Below are 20,152 nucleotides of genomic sequence, written 5' to 3'. Positions count from 1 at the left end.
TCAGCAGCGAGCCTCGGGCCGGAGCCACCGCTCCCTCCTGGCTCACCGGGCCCGTTCCGCCCGCGGGTAAGGTTCGCGCAGGAACTCGGGACGGGAGTGAGCGCAGTGACCGGTGATCCCATCCCGTCGGAGCACCTCGACGAGCTGACCGCCGCCATGGCGGAGCTCACGGGCGCCCTGGAGACCGAACCCTCCGAGGCGGAGATCCTCGACGTCGTCTGCGCCGAAGCCGTCCGGGCCGTGCCCGGGGCCGACATGGCCAGCATCACCGCGATCCGCGACGGCCGGCCGGAAACCGCCGCCTCCACCGACGACCGCGCCGTCGATATCGACCGCGTCCAGTACGCGGCGGGCGAGGGCCCGTGCCTGCGGGCGGCCGAGAGCGGCGAGATCGTCCGGCTGCCGCTCGCCACGGCCGGCGCGCTGTGGCCCGAGTTCACCTCGCACGCACTGAGCCTCGGCGTCGGCAGCTACCTCGCCGCGCCGCTGCGCGTGGACGGCACCCTCGCCGGCGCGCTCAACCTCTTCGGCTACGGAGACCACGGCTTCGCCGAGACGGACTCGCGGATGCTGCGGCTCTACACCACGATCGTCTCGTTCGGGCTGCGCACCACCCGCCGCTACCACCGGGCCCGGCAGCGCGCCGCCGAGCTCGAGCTGGCGATGAGCTCGCGGGCGGTGATCGAGCAGGCCAAGGGCATCCTCATGGCCGTGCACGGGATCACCGCCGACGAGGCCATGAAGCGCCTGATCGCGGAGTCGCAGCACACCAACGTGAAGCTCCGGGACATCGCGACCCGGTTCGTCGAAAGCCTCTCGGCCGGCTGACGTTCACGCGGTGCGCCGGACCGGGAACGGCCAGGTCAGCGTGATCACCGTGCCGTCGTCGGTCGAGCGGAGGTCCAGGCCGTCGACCAGCGCCTGGATCAGCCGCAGGCCGCGGCCGCCGTCGGACCGCTCCGCGATCGTGGTCCAGCGCCCCTGGTCGGCGACGGTGACGATCAGCACGTCCTCGTCGATCCGCGCCCGGACGTCGATCAGCCCGGGCCGGCCGTGGTAGGCGTGGTCCAGCACGTTCGCCATCGCTTCCCAGCAGGCGAGGACGACGTCGTCGGCCTGCCTGCCGACCTCGTCACCGGCGCGTCTGCGAAGCCACGACACGAGGTGCCGGCGCAAGCTCGGCAGAGTCCGTGGCGAAACCGTGCCGCGGTACCGCCAGCCGTCCGCTCCGTGCTCTTCCACGTTCACCTCCTCGGGGGACTGTGGGTTTGCTACCCACCGGTCGGATTTCTCAATCACGGGTAACGACTTTCCCTGCTGCGTTCGGCTCTGGTGCGCCGCGGGCCGGCGTGATCGGATGTGCGGATGACTCGGTCGACGTCGTCCGTGGTGCTGTGCGCGGTGCTGGCCGCCGCCCTCCTGCCCGCTCCGGCAGCCGCCGCTGCCGTCCCGGATCCCGGGCCGGGTGCCCTCTCGCACTTCGGGCTGGCCCGCAAGGACTGCCTGGGCACCGCGCGGAACACGACCAGCAAGGCGTGGTTCACCGTCGCGGGTGGCGTGCTGTCCGATGTGTACGCGCCGGTGATCGACAACACGAACGTCGAGACGCTGCAGTTCGCGGTCACCGACGGCGCCACGTTCACCGACCTGCAGGCGCGGGACATGACCTACACCGTCCGCACCAGCGCGGGCGGGATGGCCTGCGAGGTGACGTCGACCCCGCGCAGTGGCAAGTACCGGCTGGTCACCGAGTACCTGACCGACCCGGCCCGGACCGGCGTGCTCATCCGGACGCGCCTGGACCCGCTGCGGGGGTCCGGCCGCGACCTCAAGGTCTACGTGCGGTTCGACGCGAGCATCAACGGCAACGGCGGTGGTGGCCCGGCGAACGGCGGCGGGGACACCGCGACCGTCGACGCGGCGACGAGCGCGCTGGTCAGCGCCGACCCGAACACGGTGTCGAGCGCGCCGGCCCGCGACTACGCCACTCCGCTGGCCGCCGCGCTGCGCGCCGACCGCCGGTTCCTCGGCACGTCCAGCGGGTTCGCCGGCACGGCCGGCGACGGGCTGGCCCAGCTCGACCGCGACCACCGGCTGACCGACCGGACACCGTCGGCGGTGAACGGCAACGTCGTGCAGACCGCGCAGCTGGACCTGGAGCCGCGCCGCCCGGCTGTGCTGGCGCTGGGCTTCGGCCCGGACGCGCGCGCGGCGGTCCAGACCGCCGGCGCGAGCCTGCGCACGCCGTTCGACCAGAGCTACCGCGACTACGCGCGTGGCTGGCGCGACTACGACAACGGCCTGATCCCGTTGCGGGGCAAGGATTCCGACTCCTACTACCAGTCGGCCAACGTGCTGAAGGCCAGCGAGGACAAGACGTTCCCCGGCGCGGTGGTCGCCTCGCTCGGCAGCCCGTGGGGGCAGGCGGTCTCCGCGGGCGACGCGCCCGGCGGCAAGCCCGTCTACTTCGGTTCCTATCGCGAGATCTTCGCCCGCGACCTCTACGAAAGCTTCTCGGGCCTGCTCGCCGCGGGTGACCGCGAGACGGCGCGAGCCAGCGTGCGGTGGTTGTTCAGCCGGCAACAGCAGCCCGACGGCCGCTTCCCGCGCAACTCCATGCTCAACGGGAAGAAGGCGCCCGACTCCGGAGGCGACCAGCTCGACGAGAGCGCGTACCCGATCCTGATGGCGTTGCAGGCCGGGCTCGACCGCGACCGCACGCTCTACACCGATCACATCCGCGCGGCCGCGGACTTCGTCGTCGCGCACGGCCCGGCGTTCGGTTCCGAGCGCTGGGAAGAACAGGGCGGCTACTCGCCCTCGACGATCGCCGCGGAGATCGCCGGGCTCGTCGCGGCCGGCGTGATCGCCGACCGCAACGGCGACCCGGCGCGCGCCCGCGTCTACCGGGCGACCGCCGACCACTTCCAGCGCAGCATCAAGGGCTGGACGGTGACTTCCACCGGACCGTACGGCGGCCGGTACTTCCTGCGGCTGACGAAGAACGGCGACCCGAACTCGGAGTGGATCTACAACCTCGGCAACGGCTCGGTCGACGCCGACCAGCGCGCGGTCGTCGACGCCGGGTTCCTCGAGCTGACGCGCCTCGGCGTGCTGCCGGCGAACGACCCGGACGTCACCACGTCGCTCGCCGTCGTGGACCGGGTGATCAAGCGGGACACGCCGGCCGGGCCGGGCTGGTACCGCTACGGGACTTCCGCGGCGGGCAGCGAGGACGGCTACGGCGACTGCTACGAGCCCGACCCGACGAACTGCGCGCCGACCGGGGCGCCCTGGCCGGGGCCGAACACCGGGTCCGGGCACCTCTGGCCGGTGCTCGCCGGTGAACGCGGCGAACAAGCCGTGCAGACCGGCGACCGCGCCGGCGCAGCGGCCTTGCTGCGCGCGATGCGGGCCCAGACCGGCGGCACCGGGCTGATTCCCGAGCAGGCGTGGGAAAACCCGGCGGTCCCGCCGTCGCCCTACGGCTCGGACCCGCGCACGGCGTCGATCGGGTTCGCCCCCGGGCAGCCCGCCGGTTCGGTCGCGCCGCTGAGCTGGGCGCAGTCGCAGTCGGTGCGCCTGGCCCGGGCCCTGGACGACGGACGGCTGACCGAACAGCCCGCCGACGTCCGCGCCCGGTACGTCACGCACGCCCCGCCCGCGGCGCTGGCGGTCACCCTCGACGCTCCGGCGTCGGTGTCGACCGCGACCGCGGCGGTCACCGGCACCGCACCCGCCGGCAGCCGGGTCGACCTCGCCGTGTCGGCCACCGACGCGGGGACGACTTCCGTGCTGTCGACCCGGGCGACGGCGGCGGGGACGTTCAGCGCGACGGTGCCGACGCCGCTGGGCGCGAACGTCGTCACCGCGGCCGCCACGTCCGGCACCGGGACCGGCTACGCGCAGAAGACGATCAGCTCGGACTTCGTCACCGGCACGGTGCTGCTCGACTCGGCCGACCCGGACGGCGACGACAACGGCCCGGGCACGTTCACCTACCCGACGGCCGGGGACTTCCACGCGGGCGCGTTCGACCTGCAGCGGTTCCAGGTCATCGACTCCGGCACGAACCTCGTGTTCCGCGCGCAGATCCGCGACTTGTCGCCGACGTTCGGCTCGCCGCTGGGCGCGCAGCTGCTGACGATCTACGCGCACGACCCGGCCGCGACGGCGACGTCGACCGCGGCGCCGTTCCCGAGCCGGGCGTACTCCATCGCCGCGCAGGACGCGTGGAGCCGGCGCCTCGAAGTCCAGGGCTTCGCCGATCCGGCGCTCGTCGACGCTTCGGGCGCTTCGCTAGCGACGCCGTCCGTGCAGGCTTCGCAGGCGACGCGATACATCACGGTGAGCGTGGCGAAGTCGGCGTTCGGGACACCGGCTGCCGGCTGGACGTTCGCGGTCGTGCTGACCGGCCAGGACGGCAACTCCCCCGACCAGGCGCGGCCGTTCACGCCGACGGCGGGGCAGTACACGTTCGGCCTGTGCGCGGCGGGCGGCACGGCGCCGATCTGCGCGGCGGACCCGGCGACGGCGCCGAAGGCGTTCGACGTGCTGACACCGTCCGGAGTGGACCAGGCGGCCGAGCTGGACCCGACCCGCGGGCCGGTCGCGGTGCGTGGCGTACCGGTGGGCTGATCTGGCACGCTCGAAAGCGTGATCGACGACTTCGCGAAACGGTATCTGCACGACGATCTGCGGGAAATCCGCGAGGTGATGACCGGGAAGCTCGAGGGCCTGAGCGAGTACGACATCCGCCGGCCCTTGACCGCGACGGGCACCAACCTGCTCGGCCTGGTCAAGCACCTGACGCTGACCGAAGCGCGGTACTTCGGCGAGGTGTTCGGCCGGCCGTTCCCCGAGCCGGTGCCGCGCTGGGACGACGCCGGTGCGCGGGGAAAGGACATGTGGGCGACCGAGCACGAGACGCGCGCGGAGATCTTCGACCGCTACCGCCGCGCCGGGGAACACTCCGACGCGACGATCACCGCGCTCGCCGTCGACGCGCCGGGGCACGTGCCGTGGTGGCCGCGGCCGGATGTGCTGCTGTTCAACGTCCTGGTGCACGTGCTCACCGAGACCAGCCGGCACGCGGGGCACGCGGACATCCTGCGGGAGCAGCTGGACGGGGTGACCAGCGCGGCGAGCCGGGACGCGGATTTCTGGGCGGCCAGGCACGCCGAAATCGAGCGGGCTGCCACAGCCGCTCGTTAGGGTGGACGTTCAAGATCACCCAGGGTTGCTTTTGTGCGGGCAATCGCACTTCGGAGCTAACCTGATCGGGTCGTGGGCATCTTTTCCTGTGAACACGAAAGTTCGGTGAAGGACTCACCGGACCGCTTGACACAGGAAGGGGTTCCCCTCATGTCCGTTCGTCGCAGTGTCATCACCCGCAGTGTCACCGCCCTCGCCGTGACCGGTGCCGCCGCTACCGCCGTGATCGCCGCGGCCGGGACCGCCTCCGCGATGCCGACCGACTTCAACTGCACGTCTTCGCAGATCGACACGACGCTCGTCGCCGGGTCCCCGGGTGCGGGCCAGCGCTACGCCTCGGTCGAGTTCACCGCGAAGCCGGGCGAGTCGTGCACGCTGCAGGGCGCACTGCCGGTCACGCTGACCGGCGCCGGCGGCGTGACCGTGACGCCGGACCCGGCCGCCGCCGACGCGCCGGCGGTCACCGTCGCCGACGGCGCGCCCGCGTCGATGCTGCTGCACTGGACCGGGATCGAGGCTCCGGAGAACCAGGTCCAGCCGGCGAGCGTCACGGTGACCGCGCCCCAGACGACCACCCCGCGCGGCGACACCAGCGACCCGGCGATCACGCTGCCGTGGAACCAGGGCCCGCTCGACGACTCCGCCGACGCCCACGGGCTGACCGTCGGCGCGGTGACCGCGGGCCCGGCCCAGCCGTAACGCGCACGCGGGGGGGGCGGGCCCGCGGCGGCGCCCCGGGGGGGGCCCCCCGCCACCCGGGGGGCCCCCACCCCCCCGCGGTGGGGCGGGGCCGCGCCGGGGGGGCCGGGGGGGGGGTTTCCCGGGGGCCGCCCCCTCCGGTACCGGCCCCCGGGGGGACCCCCCCGCGCGCCGCCGCGTGGGCGACCGCCCAGTCACGCGTGTCGGCCATCCGGCACCGGTGATGTCAGAGTCCCGGCAAGGTCGCGGTTCGGCCACCCGGCTTCCGCCGCTGCCGTGAACCGGATCCGGATTCGAGCGTCTTGAATGAGTCATTCAGGTCTCGGGAAGTCCTGAATGACTCATTCAAGACAGCGGACCCGGGCGCCACGCGAAAGAACCGACCCTGCCGGACTCCGGCCGGCGAGGTCAGCCGCGGCCGCCGTGGTCGTCCCCGGCCTCGTGGTGGCCGCCGTGGTCGTCGCCCGGCTCGTGGTGGCGCCCGTGGTCGTCGCCCGGCTCGTTCCCCCGGCCGCCGTGGTCGTCGCCGAGGTCGTGGGTGTGCGTCGGGTACGTGCTCGGCGCCGACCGGGTCGGGTACGTGCTCGGCGCCGGGCGGCTCACGCTCGGCGAAACCGTGGTTTCCGTGGTGGCCGAGGGTTCGCTCGTCGTGGTGGCCCCGACGGACGTGGGCACCCGCGTACCGTCGTCGGCTCCCGACTGCGCCAAGGCCGCCGTCGTCCCGCCCACCGCGAGCACCGCGCCGGCCGCCGCGATCACCAGAATCTTGCGCATGTCTGCTCCTTCTCGTTCTCCGACAACGAAAGAAGCATCACGCGCCCGGCGATAGCGGCGCGCTGCGCGACGCTTAAGGCATCCCTAAAGCCTTCCCGAGGTCCAGCACGATCCGCGCCCCCGGCCCGCGGGTGACCGTGAACTCCCCGCCGGACGCGCGGGCCGTCTGGCGGGCGATGTCCAGCCCGAGCCCGGTCGACCCGACGCCGCTCGCACCGCGCTCGCCCTCGTCGAAGCCCGGCCCCTCGTCCGTGACCTCCAGCCGGGCCCCGTCGGGCGTGGCCGTGAGCCGGATCGCGTAGGCCGTCCCCTCCGGTGTGTGCGCGAAGACGTTGCCCAGCAACGCATCCAAGCTCGCGGCCAGCTCCGCCTCGCCGACCGCGACCGGCAGCGGACCGTCGTCGAGCGAAACCGTCGCCGCGCGGTCCTGGTCCTGCGCGAGCACCGACCAGAACTCGGCCCGCGCGCGGACGACCGAAACCGCGTCGCACGAGCCGGGCGCCGAGTCCCGCGCCCTCGCCTGGTCGATCAACGCGGTGACCTGGCGCTCCAGGCTTTCCGCGTGGCCGGTGATCCGCTCGGCCTCGGCGGGATCGGCCAGCGACTCGGCGTCCAGCCGCAGCACGGTCAACGGCGTCCGCAGGCGGTGCGAGATGTCCGCGACCGCCTCGCGTTCCTGCCGCACCAGGTCCCGGATCCGCGCGGCCAGGAGGTTGAGCGCGGCGGCGACCGACCGCACCTCCCCCGGCCCACCCGGGCGCGCCCGGGCGTCGAGGTCGCCCTCGGCGAGCCGGCGCGACACCGCCGCCAGCTCGTGCACCGGCCGCACGATCGAGCGGGCCAGCCGGTCGGCGACGAACACCCCGAGCGCCAGCAGCACCACGCCCAGCCCGGCCAGCACCAGCCAGGCCGCACCCAGCCCGCGGGTCAGCTCGGCGCGCTCGACGAAGGCCCGCACGACCGCCGTCCCGGCCGGCAGGCCCTGGACCGCGACGAGGATTTCGCGCCCGTCCGCGTCCTCCACGGTCAGGCTGCTGCCCTGCGCCGCGGCCAGGGCGACGCCCGGTGTGCGCGGGGTCGGCGCGCCGAGCACGGTCCCGTCAGGGAGGAACACGGTCACCGGGTGGCCCTCGGTCGTGTTGAGCTGGTCGACCGCCGGGCGCAGCGACGCCGCGTCGGACGTCGCCACCAAGGACGTCAGCGACTGCGCCTTCGCCGTCGCGGCGGTGACCGCGCGGTCCGCGGTGACCGACCGCAGCAGGATCGCCAGCGGCACCAGGAACGCGACGAGCACCAGGCTCATCGCGGCCGTGACCAGCACCGCGAGCCGCTTCCTCACGCCGGGCCCTCCGGTTCGGCCAGGCGGACGCCGACCCGTCGCACGGTGTGCAGGTACCGCGGCTCCTGCGCGGTCTCGCCGAGCTTGCGCCGCAGCCACGACAGGTGCACGTCCACCGTCTTGTCCGCGCCGGCGTACGGCAGCTTCCAGACGTCGGCGAGCAGCTCGCGCTTGCTCACCACGGTCCCGGCCCGGCTCGCGAGGTAGTGCAGGAGGTCGAACTCGCGCGGGGTGAGGTCCAGCGGCGCGCCGTCGAGGGCCGCCTGCCGCGTCCGCGCGTCGACCGACAGGCCGCCGACGACGACCGGGGCCGTCGTCTCCTCCGGCTCGGCCCGCCGCAGCACCGCGCGGATCCGCGCGTCGAGCTGGGCGCCGCCGAACGGCTTGACCACGTAGTCGTCGGCACCGGCGTCGAGCAGCCGGACGATCTCCTCCTCCGCGCCCCGGGCGGTGACCACGATGATCGGCACCGCGCTGACCGCCCGCACCATCCGCAGCACCTCGCGGCCGTCGAGGTCGGGCAGGCCCAGGTCGAGCAGGACGACGTCGGGCCGGTCGGTGACCGCCGCCTGCAGCCCGGCCATCGCGGTCGGCGCGGACGTCACCGTGTGCCCGCGCTCGCCCAGCGCACGCAGCACGGCCGTGCGGATGGTCGGGTCGTCCTCGACGAGCAGCACGGTCGCCATTCCGGGGAGGCTACACACGCGAAGCCGCTTCGCCGGGCTCCTGGCGAACGCTAAGGACGTCTTAGCCGCGCTTTAACCCTCCCGGATGGCACAGTGGACGGGTGACCAGGCGCGGGCTGTGGATGACGGCGGGGTGGCTGCTGGCCGCCGCGGTCACCGCGGGCGCCGGCACGGTGGCCCTCGACCTCGTCGGCGCGGGCATCCTCGGCCCGCAGAACCAGCCGCTGTCGCAGGACGACGTGGCTCGCGCGCTGGAAACCGTGCCGACGAGCACGACCCCGGTGGCGCCGGCCTCGACCACGACGTCCTCGAGCGCCCCGGCGCCGCGCGGCCTGACCGTCCCCGGCGGCCGCCTCGTCGCGAAGTGCACCGGGGACCGGATCGAGCTGATGTCGTGGAGCCCGGACCCGGGCTGGCGCACCGACGACGTCTCCCCCGGCCCCGCCGCCACCGCGTCGGTGAAGTTCAAGAACGACGGGACCGAGAACGTGACGATCGTGACGTGCCGCGACGGTGAGCCGCACGCCGAAACGGTCGCCGACGAGGGCCACCACGGACGCGGCTAGCGCGGCAGCCCGGCGTTGAGCCGGGCCAGGATGCCGTGCGGGAACGGCAGATCCGGTGCGCTGACCGCGGTGAGCCGGTCGAGCTGGGCCTCGGTGAGGTCGAGTTCGAGCGCACCGAGGGTTTCGGCGAGCTGCTCCGGCGACCGGGCGCCGATCAGCGGCGCGGGCATGGCCGGCCGGCGCGTCACCCAGTGCAGCGCCACCTGGGCCGGGGTCGCGCCCACCTCGGCCGCGACCTCGCGGACGACGTCCAGCACGGCCCAGCGCGTTTCCGGCAGGGACCGGTAGGGCGAGCCGTCCCGTCCCGCCGCCGTCACGGGTGTACTTGCCGGACAGGAACCCGCCGCCGATCGCGCCCCACGGCTGGACCGCGATGCCGAACTCCCGCGCCAGGGGCACGTGCTCGGCCTCGATCGCCCGCTCGACCAGGGAGTACTCCAGCTGCAGCGCGGTCACCGGCGGCCCACCGAGCATGGCGGCCTTCGTCGCGTACCAGGCCGGGACGTCGCTGAGCCCCACGGCGCCGATCTTCCCGGCGCGCACGAGGTCGCCGAACGCCGCCATGACCTCCTCGGCCGGGGTGAAGCCGTCCCAGATGTGCAGCCAGTACAGGTCGACGTGGTCCACGCGCAGCCGCCGCAGCGACGCCTCCAGCGAGGCGACCATGTTCTTGCGGCCGTTGCTGCGGTGGCGGGCGTCCGACCGCGGTTCCCCACCGCTGAAGTCGGGCCCGGAGTACTTGGTGGCGAGCACGACGTCGTCCCGGTCGACGTCGCGCAGGAACTCGCCGACGAGCTCCTCGCTGCGGCCGGCGCTGTAGTTGTCGGCGGTGTCGACGAAGTTGCCGCCGTCCTCGACGTAGGCGCGGAAGATCTTGCGCGCGGTGTCGTCGTCGGCGCAGAAGGAGCCGGTGCCGAAGGTCATCGCGCCCAGCGCCAGCGGCGAGACCCGCAGCCCGGAGCGGCCCAGCGGCCGGTAGTCGTCCAGTCGTGTCATGTCCCCGATCGTGCAACCCGGAGCGTGGTCCGGGTCAAACCCGATCGAGGGCATTCCAGGGCAACTTCGGGGAGAAAACGAGCCATCCTCCCGGTTAGCCCGAAATGAACTCCGGGGGTGCGCTAACCTGGCCCGATCGTGGGGCCCGTTGCCCCGTACCCCGGCGTGGCGAGGAGTCGAATTCGTGCAACCGAACCTGGGGCCAGGTGAAGACTTCGAGCTGCTGCTCGAACGTCAGGTCCGGGACATGCAATCGAAGGCGGCGGCGCTGAGCGAAGCGCTTTCCGCGGCCGGTGCCACGGTCCGCTCCCGCGACGGGTCGGTCACCGTGACGCTCGCGCCGAACGGCGCGCTCACGAACCTCGAACTCGGGCACCGCGCGACCGAGATGGGACCCGCGCGGCTGACCGCGGCGATCATGAGCACGGTGCGCGAAGCGCAGCGCCAGACCGCCCGCACCGTCGCGGACTCCTTCTCCACCATCAACGGCGACGGCGAGTCGACCGACATGGTCCGGTCCTTCCTGCCGCCGGACCCGCCGCCCGACGGCGACTTCGCGGCACCGGAAAGCGCCGAGCCCGAGCGGACCCCGCCGCCGGCCGCTCCCCCGGCGCGGCCGCCCGCACCGCCGGCCCCGCCGGCCGCCGGGCCTGCCCCGCGTCGCCGTCCCCCGGCCGACGACCACCCCGACGACGAATCGAACCCCTGGTGAGCGGCGGCGGCTTCAGGGTCAATTCGGAGCCCCTGGCCAACTTCGGCAAGCACCTCGACGAGCTCCAGAGCAACCTGCAGGGCACGGCCGACCTGGTCGGCGGCATGACGTGCGACCCCGGCATGTTCGGCATCAACCCGGCGTGCCAGCTGATGGCGGCGGGCGCGAGCACCTGGACGGACAAGGCGCACCACCAGTTCGGCGACTACGCCAAGACCATCGGCGAGTTCTCCGACAAGGTCGCCGAGGCCGCGAAGCGCTACCAGTCGGGCGAACAAGACGCCGTCGACTCGATCGTGAGGTTCGAATAGTGGGCGACGACTACAAGAGCAAGGACGTCGGCCTCCACGGCTCCGAACTCTTCAACGACGACAACCGGGCGGCCGGTGCCGGTTTCTTCGAAGCCGCGGTGGGCCTGGACAAGGCCGTCAAGGAGAACGACCAGGTCGCGATCGGCATCGGCGCGGCGGGCATGGCGCTGGAGACCATCGGTCTCGTGCTGGACCCGATCGGCAGCCTGCTCACCGCCGGGATCGGCTGGCTCATCGAGCACATCACGATCCTGCGGTGGCCGCTGGACATCCTGATGGGCGACCCCATCGGCATCAACGCGGCCGCCGAAGCGCTCTCGGCCGAGAAGAAGAAGCTGGAGCAGTGGTCGACGGACCACCAGTCGGAGATCGAGAAGCTCATGAAGGACTGGTCCGGCAACGCCGCGGACCAGTTCAAGAAGGACATGGACGCGGTCACCGAGCAGCTCGCCTCCCTCGGCGGCTACCTCGACCAGGCCGGCAAGAACATGAAGATCGCCGGCGGCATCGTCGGCGCCTTCCGCGGCATCTTCCGCGACCTGATCGCGATGCTCCTGGCGACGATCATCAAGGGCGCGCTGATCGCGGCGGCGCTGGCCCCGGTGACGTTCGGCGCGTCGATCGCGCTGTTCGTCACGACGACGATCGGCACGGTCGCCACGGCGCTGGGCAAGATCGGCACCAAGCTGATCCAGCTGGGCAAGAAGCTGGCCGACCTGGTGAAGGCGCTGGCGAAGATGGGCAAGGCGGGCGACGAGATCGCGGGCGCCAAGCCGCCGACGAGCAGCCTGACGCCGACCCCCACCCCCAAGCCGGACGCGACGCCGTTGCCGAAGCCGGACTCGACGCCCGCGCCGAAGCCGGACACGACCCCGTCGTCGGCGACGCCGGAACCCAAGCCCGAGCCCAAGCCGGACACCACACCGGAACCCAAGCCGGAGCCCAAGCCCGACACCACGCCGTCGTCGGCCACGCCGGAACCCAAACCTGAGCCGAAGCCGGACACGACACCGGAGCCCAAGCCGGAACCGAAGCCGGACACCACGCCGTCGTCGGCTACACCGGAGCCGAAGCCCGAACCGAAGCCGGACACCACACCCGAGCCCAAGCCGGAACCCAAACCCGACACGACACCGTCGTCGGCCACGCCGGAACCCAAGCCCGAGCCCAAGCCGGACACCACACCGGAACCCAAGCCGGAGCCCAAGCCCGAGCCGAAGCCCGAGCCCGCGCCGTCGTCCTCGGCGACCCCGGAGCCCAAGCCGGAACCGAAGCCCGACACCACGCCGTCGTCGGCCACGCCGGAACCCAAGCCCGAACCGAAGCCGGACACCACACCCGAGCCCAAGCCCGACGCCACGCCGGACCCGAAGCCGGACTCCACACCGTCGTCGGCCACACCGGAACCCAAGCCGCACAAGCCGTTCACCGACCAGATGACCGCGGTCATCAAGGACAAGCTGTCCAAGGTGGACGGTGTCACGCCGGAGATCATGGCGAAGTTCGACAAGATCAACAACTTCTCGGTCGAGCAGCTCGGCAAGGTCTTCGGCAAGGAAGGCGCCGAGAAGTTCGAGTCGGCCATCAAGATCATGACCGACCCGTGGTTCGGCAAGTCGGGCCTGGCCGGCAAGACCGTCGTCGACATGATCAAGGGCGTGCCCGCGAGCATCGGCAACGTCACCGGCGGGGACGACGACTAGTCACTCCTCCGCGAGGATCACCGCCCGGGACGCGAGGTGCAGTGCCAGCCTCTCGTCCGGGCGGGACAGGTCCACCCCGAGCAGCTGCTCGATCCGCGCGATCCGGGCCGCCACGGTGTTGCGGTGCACGCCCAGCACGGTGGCGGTCTCGGCGATCGACGACTCCGCGTCGAGGTAGGCGGCGAGGGTCCGGACCAGCTCGCCGGGCGCGTCCCGCAGCGGCGCGACGAGTGCGCGGGCCGCGGGCTCGAACGTGTCCGTGCGGGTCCACTCCAGCAGCAGCTGCGCCATCCCGAGCTGGTCGACGTGCAGGAAGTGACCGGTCTCGGGCCGGGTCGCGGCGAGCCGGGCCGCGTCGAGGGCCTCCGCGACGGTCGCCGCCAGCCCTTCCGGCCGCGGGTGCGGCCGCCCGACCCCCATGTGCGCGCCGAGGCGCAGCGCCCGGTGCGCCGTCTGGAGCCGGGTCGCCAGGGAGCGCACGCGTTCCGCCGTGGGTTCGTGGTCGAAGGTGACCCAGCCGGTCCAGCCGTCGCCGTGCTCGACGACGACCGCCTCGACGTCCAGCGCCCGCATGACCTCCTGCGTGCGCGCGACCGTGTCGACCGCCGCCGGGACACCGATGTGCAGGCCGACGTGCCAGCCGCCGAGCCGCCAGCCGGCGTCGGCGACGCGGCGGCGCAGGTCCGCGCCGGGTTCGGTGTCGAGGCGCAGGAGGTCGCCGAGCAACGCGGTGCGGGAGCGCGCGTCGCGTTCCAGCTCGAGCCGGTTGGCGAGCAGCCACCGTTGCAGCGCCCCGGCGGCGACGGCGAGCGCGGGCGGGACGACGTCGGCCCGCGCGGCTTCGGTCCCCCGCAGTTCGGCCGCGAGCCACATCGCCGGGCGCTGCAGGAGAACGGGGTGGGCCAGGAAGACGCTGCCGTCGCCGTCGGTCCGCTGCGGCACGGCCTCGTCCAGCCGCACGCGCCCGTCGACTTCACCGGCGAGCGGCGCACCACGATCGTCGAGGACGGCGACGGGCGAACGCAGCAGCCGCCGCAGCACGGCAACGACCTCTTCGGGCGGCCGCAGCCGATCACCGAGCGCGCGATGGGTGGCCAGCAGCAGATCGGCCCGGTCGAGTTCGGGCGCGGCGAGCAGCAGCCGCGCTTCGACGAGCAGATCCAGCGGCGCGGCACCGGTGGTCAGCAACGGAACGGCCAGCCGATCGGCGAGCAGCCGCGACGCGGTGAGCGGTTCGGTCCCGGGCAGCAGGACTCCGGTGGCCCCGGCATCGGCACAGCGCCGAAGAAGGGCATCGATCTGCCAGTCGGTCCCGGCAACCGGCCGGGCGACGACGGTGAGTTCCCCGGGCCCGGGGAGGTGGGAAGCGTCCAAAGTGGCCTGAACGGTCGCGAGTGGACGGTCGAGCCCGGCCGCGCCGGCGAGCAGCCGGACGTTCTCGGCCCAGCCGGGGAGGGAGAGAACTCGGCGCAGGCTCATGGGAGCCCCGCCGGGCCGGTGCCGGCCGCCTGCTGCCGGCTCACGACAGATCCCGATGAGGCGGCACGCTGCGGCACCGCGACCTGCCCGCCCAGCCCTGCAACACCGGCCCCACGCCACCCACCGCGCGACGCTCCGGCGCAAGCACCCGCCGCCCCCTCACTCCACACCCACCGGGTCGCAGTCGATGCCGTACGCCCGGGGCCGGACCACCGGCAGCCACCGCGGGTCCGTCCAGAATGGCGCCGCTGCCAGCCGGACCACGTCCACCTCCACCCCCGCACGGATCGCGTCGCACGACACCGGGACTCCCGTGCGGTGGTCCAGTACCGACAGCACGTCCGGGGTCGACGCCACCGGTTCCCCGTCGCGCAAGGCCAGCAGGTACTCGTTCTCCATCTCCAGCCGCAGCAGCGCGCCGTCGCGGTGGTCGGCCAGCGTGACGCTTCCTCGGCCGAATCCCGGGCTTCCGTGCTGCCCCGGCCCCAGGTGTCGCGCCACCTCCAAGACCCTCCCGCGGGCCAGCACCGATCCCGCCAACGCCGCCTCGAGCGCGTCACGAGGCGGGCTCTCCCCCGCCGCCAGCACCCGGCGGCCCAGCTCCAAAGCCCCACTCGTCGTTCCCGGGACCGAACACTCCGCCAGCTCGCCGGCCGGGATCGGGGCCAGCGCGAACGCCGCCCACCCGCCGGAGCCGGCCAGGAACGCCCGGGTTCCGCGCTCGATCACCACGTCGGACCCGGCCGCCAGCACCACGACCTGCCCGCCCGGCTCCGCCAGTGCCGCCGGGGCGACGCCGCGGCCGGTCGCCGCCACCGAGAACTGGTCGAGCCGGGGCAGTCCGCGGCCGGACAGGTCTGCGTCGACGTACCCGCGCCCGAGCTGGTCGGCCACGACCAGCGGCAGCAGCCCGTTGAGGCCGCCGATCTCGATGGACATCAGCGCGTCGGCACGCTCGCCGGTCCAGCGCTCGACGGCGGCCACCGCGGCCGCGAACTCGCCGCCGCCCGGCAGCTTCTCGGTGAACGCCGCCGTCGCGCCGACCACGCCGATGGGCACCACCCGCGCGTCCGGCGGCAGCTCGCCGGCGGGACGTACGACCAGCGACCGGCCGTCCGAGAGCAACCGGCGCAGCAGCACGGCGGCGGTCACGGTGTCCCCGCCGCCGCCGGACCCGAGCAGGGCCACCCCGCGTTCGAGGGCGGCCACGTCACCAGCGGTGATGCGCATGACTGACCACAGTAGACGAGCTCAGCGCAGCGCGTAGCCACCGTCGGGGTAGAGCGTCGACCCGGTCGTGTAGGTGCTGCCGAACAAGTACAGCACCGCATCGGCCACTTCGGACTCCTTCCCGACGCGGTGCAGCAGCGTGTCCGCGCGGTACTGCGCGAAGCTCGCCTCCCGCACGTCCGCGGGCCGCCCGGCCCAGAGGTTGCCGTCGATCGTGCCCGGCGCGACCACGTTCACCCGGACCGGCGCCAGCTCGACCGCGAGCCCGCGGCCGAGCCCTTCGACCGCCGCGTTGCAGGCGACGTACGCGGGCGCCGCACCGGGCGGCCGGACGCTCGCCGCCCCGGACATCAGCACGATCGACGCGTCCGGGGCCAACCGCGGCACCGCGTGCTTGACGGCGTGGTACTGGCCCCAGAACTTCGTCACGAACGGGCTCGCCGCGTCCTCGTCGCTCAGCTCCCGCAGCGGCCCCACCGTGTACGACGCGCCGGGCGTGAAGAGGTGGTCGATGCGGTCCAGGGCGCCGAAGAACGCGGCCAGCGACTCCTGGTCGGTGCTGTCGACGACCTGCCAGGTGCCGCCCACCTCCTTCGCCGCCGTCGACAGCTTCTCCGGCGTGCGTCCGCCGAGGTGGACCGACGCGCCCGCGGCGGCACACCGCCGGGCCACCTCCAAGCCGATGCCGGAACCGCCACCGATGATCACGACGTGCTTCCCGGTCAAGCTCATCCGATCTCCTCGACGGGGACGAAGGGGTGCGGCAACCCGAACGCACCGGGACCGAACGTGTCGAGGGCCTCCGGCGTGCGCATCAGCGGCGGGGTCGAGATGCCGACGACGGTGACGCGCTGGCCGTACCGCAGCGTCTCCGTCGTGATCGGCTCGGCCGTCGAAGCCTCCAGCACGCAGATCAGGTCGGGCACCACGCACCGCACGGTACCGTCCACAGTGGCCAGCAGGTTCTCGTTCTGGAACAGGATCTCCAGCTTGCTCGAACCGTCGAACGACACCGCCGCGGCGCGCCCGCGGGCGAAGCCCGCCTCGGTCCGGCGCTCCACATCGGACACCTTGCCGCGGAACAGCACCCGCAGGTGCTGGTACGGCGTCGAGCGCAACGCCGTGGACAGCTGCTCGACCGGATCCTCGTTGCGCTCACGAGCGAGCCGGATCGTCCGGCCCACGGTCAGCGCCAGCGAAAGCGTTTGCGGTACCGCGGTCCGCTTCACGTCGGCGCCGCTCATCGCGTACTCGGCGATGTGCGCGACCCCGCCGAGCCGGATGGTGACGCCGCGGGCCAGCCACTCCATCCGCCGGTTGTCCGCGCCGGTGTCGATCACGGTGGTCTCGCCGCGCTCGCCGCCGATCGCCATGGGCGAGCCGGAGACGCCGTACACGCCGAACGTCTCCATCTGCAGTTCCGGGAACGCCCGGCCCATGCCGTCGGCGTCGACGACCGGCAGGCCGAGCCGCGCGCCGACCAGCAGCGGGATCATCGAGTTGATGCCGCCGCACTCGATCGGCATGGTCGCGTCGGCCCGCTGCCCGAGGTGCCGCTCCAGCGTCCGCAGGGCCAGCACGGGCTCGGCGCCGTTGGGCAGCTTCTCGTGCACCACGGTCGGCGCGCCCATCTGCGCGGTCGGGATCACCAGCGCGTCGTCGTCCACTTCGGACGGATCCAGAATGGTGATCGGCCCGTGCTCCCGGATGGCTTCGCGCACGAGCAGCCGGCCGACGTACGGGTCACCGCCGCCGCCCGTACCGAGCACCGCGGCACCGCGGGCGAGGTCGGGCAGGTCGTCCTCGGTCAGGGTCCAGCTCACCCGGCCACCCCGATCGGGTCGATGTCGTAGCCGAAGTACCGCGGCCCGGCGAGCGCGATGCCCTCCGGCGTGTGCCAGCGCGGGTCGGCGGGCGCGGCGATGACCGTGACGCGCTGACCGAACCGCAGGCCTTCGGTCGTGACGGCTTCCCCGGTCTCGCGTTCCAGCGTGCAGATCAGGTCGGGCACCGACGCCTCGACGACGCCGTCGCGCTCGGCCACCAGGTGCTCGTTCTGGAACCGCAGCACCAGTTCGGCGCCGGTGTCACCGTCCATCCCGGACAGCCGGGCCTCGCCGCGGGCGAAGCCGGTGACCGTCCGGCGCGCGACGTCGACGACCTTGCCGCTGAACAGCCGCCGCCCGCCCAGCCGCTCGACGACCCGGGCGACGGGGTCCTCGTGCGCGGCACGCGCGGAACGGACCAGCGCGCCCAGCTCCGCGCACAGGCTGAGCGTGCCCGGCACCAGCGACTCCCGCGCCTGGCTTCCGGACATCGCGTAGTTGCTGATCATCGCCGAGCAGCCCATGTCGATGGTCGCCGACCGGGCCAGCCGTTCGGCCCAGCGGTTGTCCACTGTGTCCAGTACCCCGCGGTTGCCCTTCTCGTCCGCGATGGACATCGGGGTCGCGCGGATGCCGTACAAAGTCGGCAAAACCATTTGCAGCTCCGGGAACGCGCGGCCCATACCGTCCGCGTCGACCAGCGGCAAGCCGAGCTGCGCGGCCGCGACGACCGGGATGAGCGAGTTGACCCCGCCCGCCTCGGCGCACGCGATGTGCGTCAGCTCCTTGCCGAGGTAGCCCGCGAGCGTGCGCGCGGCCAGGCCCACCTGCTCGGCCGAGGGCAGCTTCTCCACCATGACCGTCGGCGCGCCCATCATCGCGACCGGCAGCACGACGGCGTCGTCCGGCACCTCCGCCAGGGGCACCAGCGGCACCGGCCCGTGCGAGCGGACCGCGGAAAGCGCGAGCAGCCGGCCGATGTACGGGTCTCCCCCGCCGCCGGTGCCGAGGATCGCCGCGCCGCGCGCGATGTCGGGCAGGTCGTGCTCGGTGATCTCGCGCATCACGCCCCCAGCTGCAGGTCGCCGACGGCCTTGGCGCGGATGCGCGTGGCGTTGCCGGGCAGGTACGGGATGGGCACCTCGTCGAAGTCGACGATGCCGACCGACGCCGGCGACGCACCGGCGGCGACCGCGCGATCGATGGCCTCCTGCTTCGCCTCCTCGACGACGGCCTCGCGACGGCCGGGCTCGATCACGTAGACGCGGTCGACCTCGCCGCCGATCTGCGCGATGGCCGCGCCGATCGCGTTGGCCACGGCGTAGTTCTCCGGCCGGTGCACCTCACCGCACCCGGCGAGCTCGTCCGGCAGCAGCACCGAACCACCGCCGACCGCCACCACCGGCAACGGCTCCGCGGACGTCCGCATCCGTTCGACCACATCGGACACGTCGGCGGCGATCTTGTCCAGCGCCGCCCGGACCAGGCCCTTGTCCAAATGCGACACCAGAGACGCGTCCCCGATGTCGGCCCGCCCCGCCGCGACCGCGATGTCGGTCGCGGTGAGCGTGTCCCCCCCGAAGACCAGCGCCTTCGACGTCAGTTCGTAGCCGACGGAATCCGGGCCGACCGTGACGTTCCCGCGCACCCGGCTGCCGCCGCCGATGCCGATCGACAGCACGTCCGGCATCCGGAAGTTGGTGCGGATCCCGGCGACGCTGACGTCCGTGGTCGCCTCACGCGGGAAGCCTTGCCGCAGGACACCGACGTCCGAAGTCGTTCCGCCGACGTCGACCACCGCGCAGGTGTCCAAACCGGACAGCACGGCCGCGCCGCGCATCGAGTTCGTCGGCCCCGAAGCGAAGGTGGCCACCGGGTAGCGGCGGGCGAAGTCGACGTCCATCAGCGTGCCGTCGTTCTGGCTCAGGTACAGCGGCGCGGTGATGCCCGCGCCGGTGACCGACGCGGACAGCCCGTCGACGATGTGCGCGGCCAGCTCGCGCAGCGCCGCGTTGATCACCGTCGCGTTTTCCCGCTCCAGCAAGCCGATCCGGCCGATCTCGTGGGACAGCGAGATCGCGACGTCCGGCAGCTGCGCGCCGATGATCTCGGCCGCGCGGGTCTCGAACTCGGCGTTGACCGGGGAGAAGACCGAGGTGATCGCGACGCTGCGCACCCCGGCCTCCCCCATGTCGTCGGCGGCCTTGCGCAGCTCGCTCTCGTCGAGTTCCGCGATGTGGCGGCCGTCGAACTCGTGTCCACCGTGGACCAGGTAGCTGCGCCCCGACACCGCGTCGACGAGCCGCTGCGGCCAGTCGACCATCGGCGGCAGCGACGCCCCGGCCGGCAGGCTCAGCCGCACGGCCGCGGTCGGCGCGAGCCGGTGGGCCTCGACGAGGGCGTTGATGAAGTGCGTGGTGCCGATCATCACCGCCCGGACCGCCGCCGGGTCGAACGCGCGTTGCCGCTGCAGGCCGTCGATCGCGGCGACGATGCCCGAGGTGACGTCCGCGGTCGTGCTGGTCTTGACCGAGGCGAGCACCTGACGGCCGTCGAGCAGGACAGCGTCGGTGTTGGTGCCGCCGACGTCGATGCCGATGCGCACGAAGATTCTCCT

General features: G+C 73.2%; 19 protein-coding genes and 1 pseudogene. 8 read left to right on the top strand and 12 right to left on the bottom strand.

From position 1 onward, the window contains the following. Positions 1-105: 105 nt before the first annotated feature. A complete protein-coding gene (locus QQ657_RS14475; RefSeq protein WP_284742632.1) occupies positions 106-828 on the top strand; it encodes a GAF and ANTAR domain-containing protein in 723 nt (240 codons plus the stop codon). Positions 829-831: 3 nt separating this feature from the next. Here QQ657_RS14475 and QQ657_RS14470 read toward each other — a convergent pair whose 3' ends face one another. After that, a complete protein-coding gene (locus QQ657_RS14470) occupies positions 832-1,242 on the bottom strand; it encodes an ATP-binding protein (RefSeq protein ID WP_284742631.1) in 411 nt (136 codons plus the stop codon). Between the two features lie 123 nt (positions 1,243-1,365). Between QQ657_RS14470 and QQ657_RS14465 the strand changes: the two genes are divergently transcribed. From QQ657_RS14465 to QQ657_RS14455, 3 genes are all read left to right on the top strand, one after another. Further along, a complete protein-coding gene (locus QQ657_RS14465) occupies positions 1,366-4,638 on the top strand; it encodes a glucodextranase DOMON-like domain-containing protein (RefSeq protein ID WP_284742630.1) in 3,273 nt (1,090 codons plus the stop codon). A gap of 18 nt (positions 4,639-4,656) precedes the next feature. Further along, complete coding sequence (locus QQ657_RS14460) at positions 4,657-5,214, top strand: DinB family protein (protein WP_284742629.1); 558 nt, start codon at positions 4,657-4,659, stop codon at positions 5,212-5,214. A gap of 150 nt (positions 5,215-5,364) precedes the next feature. Continuing rightward, positions 5,365-5,913 (top strand): DUF4232 domain-containing protein, encoded by a 549-nt coding sequence (locus QQ657_RS14455; RefSeq protein WP_284742628.1) that lies wholly within the window; start codon positions 5,365-5,367, stop codon positions 5,911-5,913. Positions 5,914-6,321: 408 nt separating this feature from the next. Here QQ657_RS14455 and QQ657_RS14450 read toward each other — a convergent pair whose 3' ends face one another. The 3 genes from QQ657_RS14450 to QQ657_RS14440 form a co-directional block, all read right to left on the bottom strand. Further along, complete coding sequence (locus QQ657_RS14450) at positions 6,322-6,687, bottom strand: hypothetical protein (RefSeq protein WP_284742627.1); 366 nt, start codon at positions 6,685-6,687, stop codon at positions 6,322-6,324. A 73-nt stretch (positions 6,688-6,760) separates the two neighbouring features. Then, the gene (locus QQ657_RS14445) at positions 6,761-8,026 is read right to left on the bottom strand and encodes a HAMP domain-containing sensor histidine kinase (RefSeq protein WP_284742626.1); all 1,266 of its coding nucleotides are present in this window, start codon (positions 8,024-8,026) and stop codon (positions 6,761-6,763) included. After that, positions 8,023-8,712, bottom strand: coding sequence for a response regulator transcription factor (locus QQ657_RS14440; protein WP_284742625.1), 690 nt, complete (start codon positions 8,710-8,712; stop codon positions 8,023-8,025). The genes QQ657_RS14445 and QQ657_RS14440 overlap by 4 nt, the downstream gene beginning before the upstream one ends. 101 nt (positions 8,713-8,813) lie before the next feature. Between QQ657_RS14440 and QQ657_RS14435 the strand changes: the two genes are divergently transcribed. Beyond that, positions 8,814-9,278: a hypothetical protein gene (locus QQ657_RS14435; RefSeq protein WP_284742624.1), complete on the top strand. Its 465-nt coding sequence runs from the start codon at positions 8,814-8,816 to the stop codon at positions 9,276-9,278. Here the strand turns inward: QQ657_RS14435 and QQ657_RS14430 are convergent. After that, the gene (locus QQ657_RS14430; protein ID WP_284742623.1) at positions 9,275-9,595 is read right to left on the bottom strand and encodes an aldo/keto reductase; all 321 of its coding nucleotides are present in this window, start codon (positions 9,593-9,595) and stop codon (positions 9,275-9,277) included. The genes QQ657_RS14435 and QQ657_RS14430 overlap by 4 nt on opposite strands. A gap of 52 nt (positions 9,596-9,647) precedes the next feature. Beyond that, positions 9,648-10,202, bottom strand: a pseudogene (locus QQ657_RS14425) (aldo/keto reductase); the annotation flags it as partial. A 256-nt stretch (positions 10,203-10,458) separates the two neighbouring features. Here QQ657_RS14425 and QQ657_RS14420 point away from each other — a divergent pair. The 3 genes from QQ657_RS14420 to QQ657_RS14410 are packed head-to-tail and all read left to right on the top strand — an operon-like array spanning position 10,459 to position 13,000. After that, positions 10,459-10,986, top strand: a complete 528-nt coding sequence (locus QQ657_RS14420) for a YbaB/EbfC family nucleoid-associated protein (RefSeq protein ID WP_284742622.1) — start codon at positions 10,459-10,461, stop codon at positions 10,984-10,986. After that, positions 10,983-11,297 carry a hypothetical protein gene (locus QQ657_RS14415; RefSeq protein WP_284742621.1) on the top strand — a complete coding sequence of 105 codons (315 nt, stop codon included), beginning with the start codon at positions 10,983-10,985 and terminating at the stop codon, positions 11,295-11,297. Before QQ657_RS14420 ends, QQ657_RS14415 begins: the two co-directional genes overlap by 4 nt. Next, the gene (locus tag QQ657_RS14410; protein ID WP_284742620.1) at positions 11,297-13,000 is read left to right on the top strand and encodes a WXG100 family type VII secretion target; all 1,704 of its coding nucleotides are present in this window, start codon (positions 11,297-11,299) and stop codon (positions 12,998-13,000) included. The genes QQ657_RS14415 and QQ657_RS14410 overlap by 1 nt, the downstream gene beginning before the upstream one ends. Here the strand turns inward: QQ657_RS14410 and QQ657_RS14405 are convergent, their stop codons facing one another. From QQ657_RS14405 to QQ657_RS14380, 6 genes are all read right to left on the bottom strand, one after another. Continuing rightward, positions 13,001-14,479 (bottom strand): PucR family transcriptional regulator, encoded by a 1,479-nt coding sequence (locus QQ657_RS14405; RefSeq protein WP_284742619.1) that lies wholly within the window; start codon positions 14,477-14,479, stop codon positions 13,001-13,003. 159 nt (positions 14,480-14,638) lie between these two features. Then, complete coding sequence (locus QQ657_RS14400) at positions 14,639-15,709, bottom strand: S-methyl thiohydantoin desulfurase family protein (protein ID WP_284742618.1); 1,071 nt, start codon at positions 15,707-15,709, stop codon at positions 14,639-14,641. 21 nt (positions 15,710-15,730) lie between these two features. Next, on the bottom strand, positions 15,731-16,441 hold the full coding sequence (locus QQ657_RS14395; protein WP_284742617.1) for an SDR family oxidoreductase: 711 nt from the start codon (positions 16,439-16,441) through the stop codon (positions 15,731-15,733). Further along, a complete protein-coding gene (locus tag QQ657_RS14390; protein WP_284742616.1) occupies positions 16,438-17,532 on the bottom strand; it encodes an S-methyl thiohydantoin desulfurase family protein in 1,095 nt (364 codons plus the stop codon). Before QQ657_RS14390 ends, QQ657_RS14395 begins: the two co-directional genes overlap by 4 nt. Beyond that, positions 17,529-18,599: an S-methyl thiohydantoin desulfurase family protein gene (locus QQ657_RS14385; protein ID WP_284742615.1), complete on the bottom strand. Its 1,071-nt coding sequence runs from the start codon at positions 18,597-18,599 to the stop codon at positions 17,529-17,531. The genes QQ657_RS14390 and QQ657_RS14385 overlap by 4 nt, the downstream gene beginning before the upstream one ends. Then, positions 18,599-20,140 carry a hydantoinase/oxoprolinase N-terminal domain-containing protein gene (locus tag QQ657_RS14380; RefSeq protein ID WP_284742614.1) on the bottom strand — a complete coding sequence of 514 codons (1,542 nt, stop codon included), beginning with the start codon at positions 20,138-20,140 and terminating at the stop codon, positions 18,599-18,601. The genes QQ657_RS14385 and QQ657_RS14380 overlap by 1 nt, the downstream gene beginning before the upstream one ends. Between the last annotated feature and the right edge of the window lie 12 nt (positions 20,141-20,152).

This window comes from Amycolatopsis ponsaeliensis, assembly GCF_030182635.1.
Classification (GTDB): Bacteria; Actinomycetota; Actinomycetes; order Mycobacteriales; family Pseudonocardiaceae; genus Amycolatopsis; species Amycolatopsis ponsaeliensis.
This window is presented reverse-complemented; position numbering and strand designations above follow the sequence as displayed.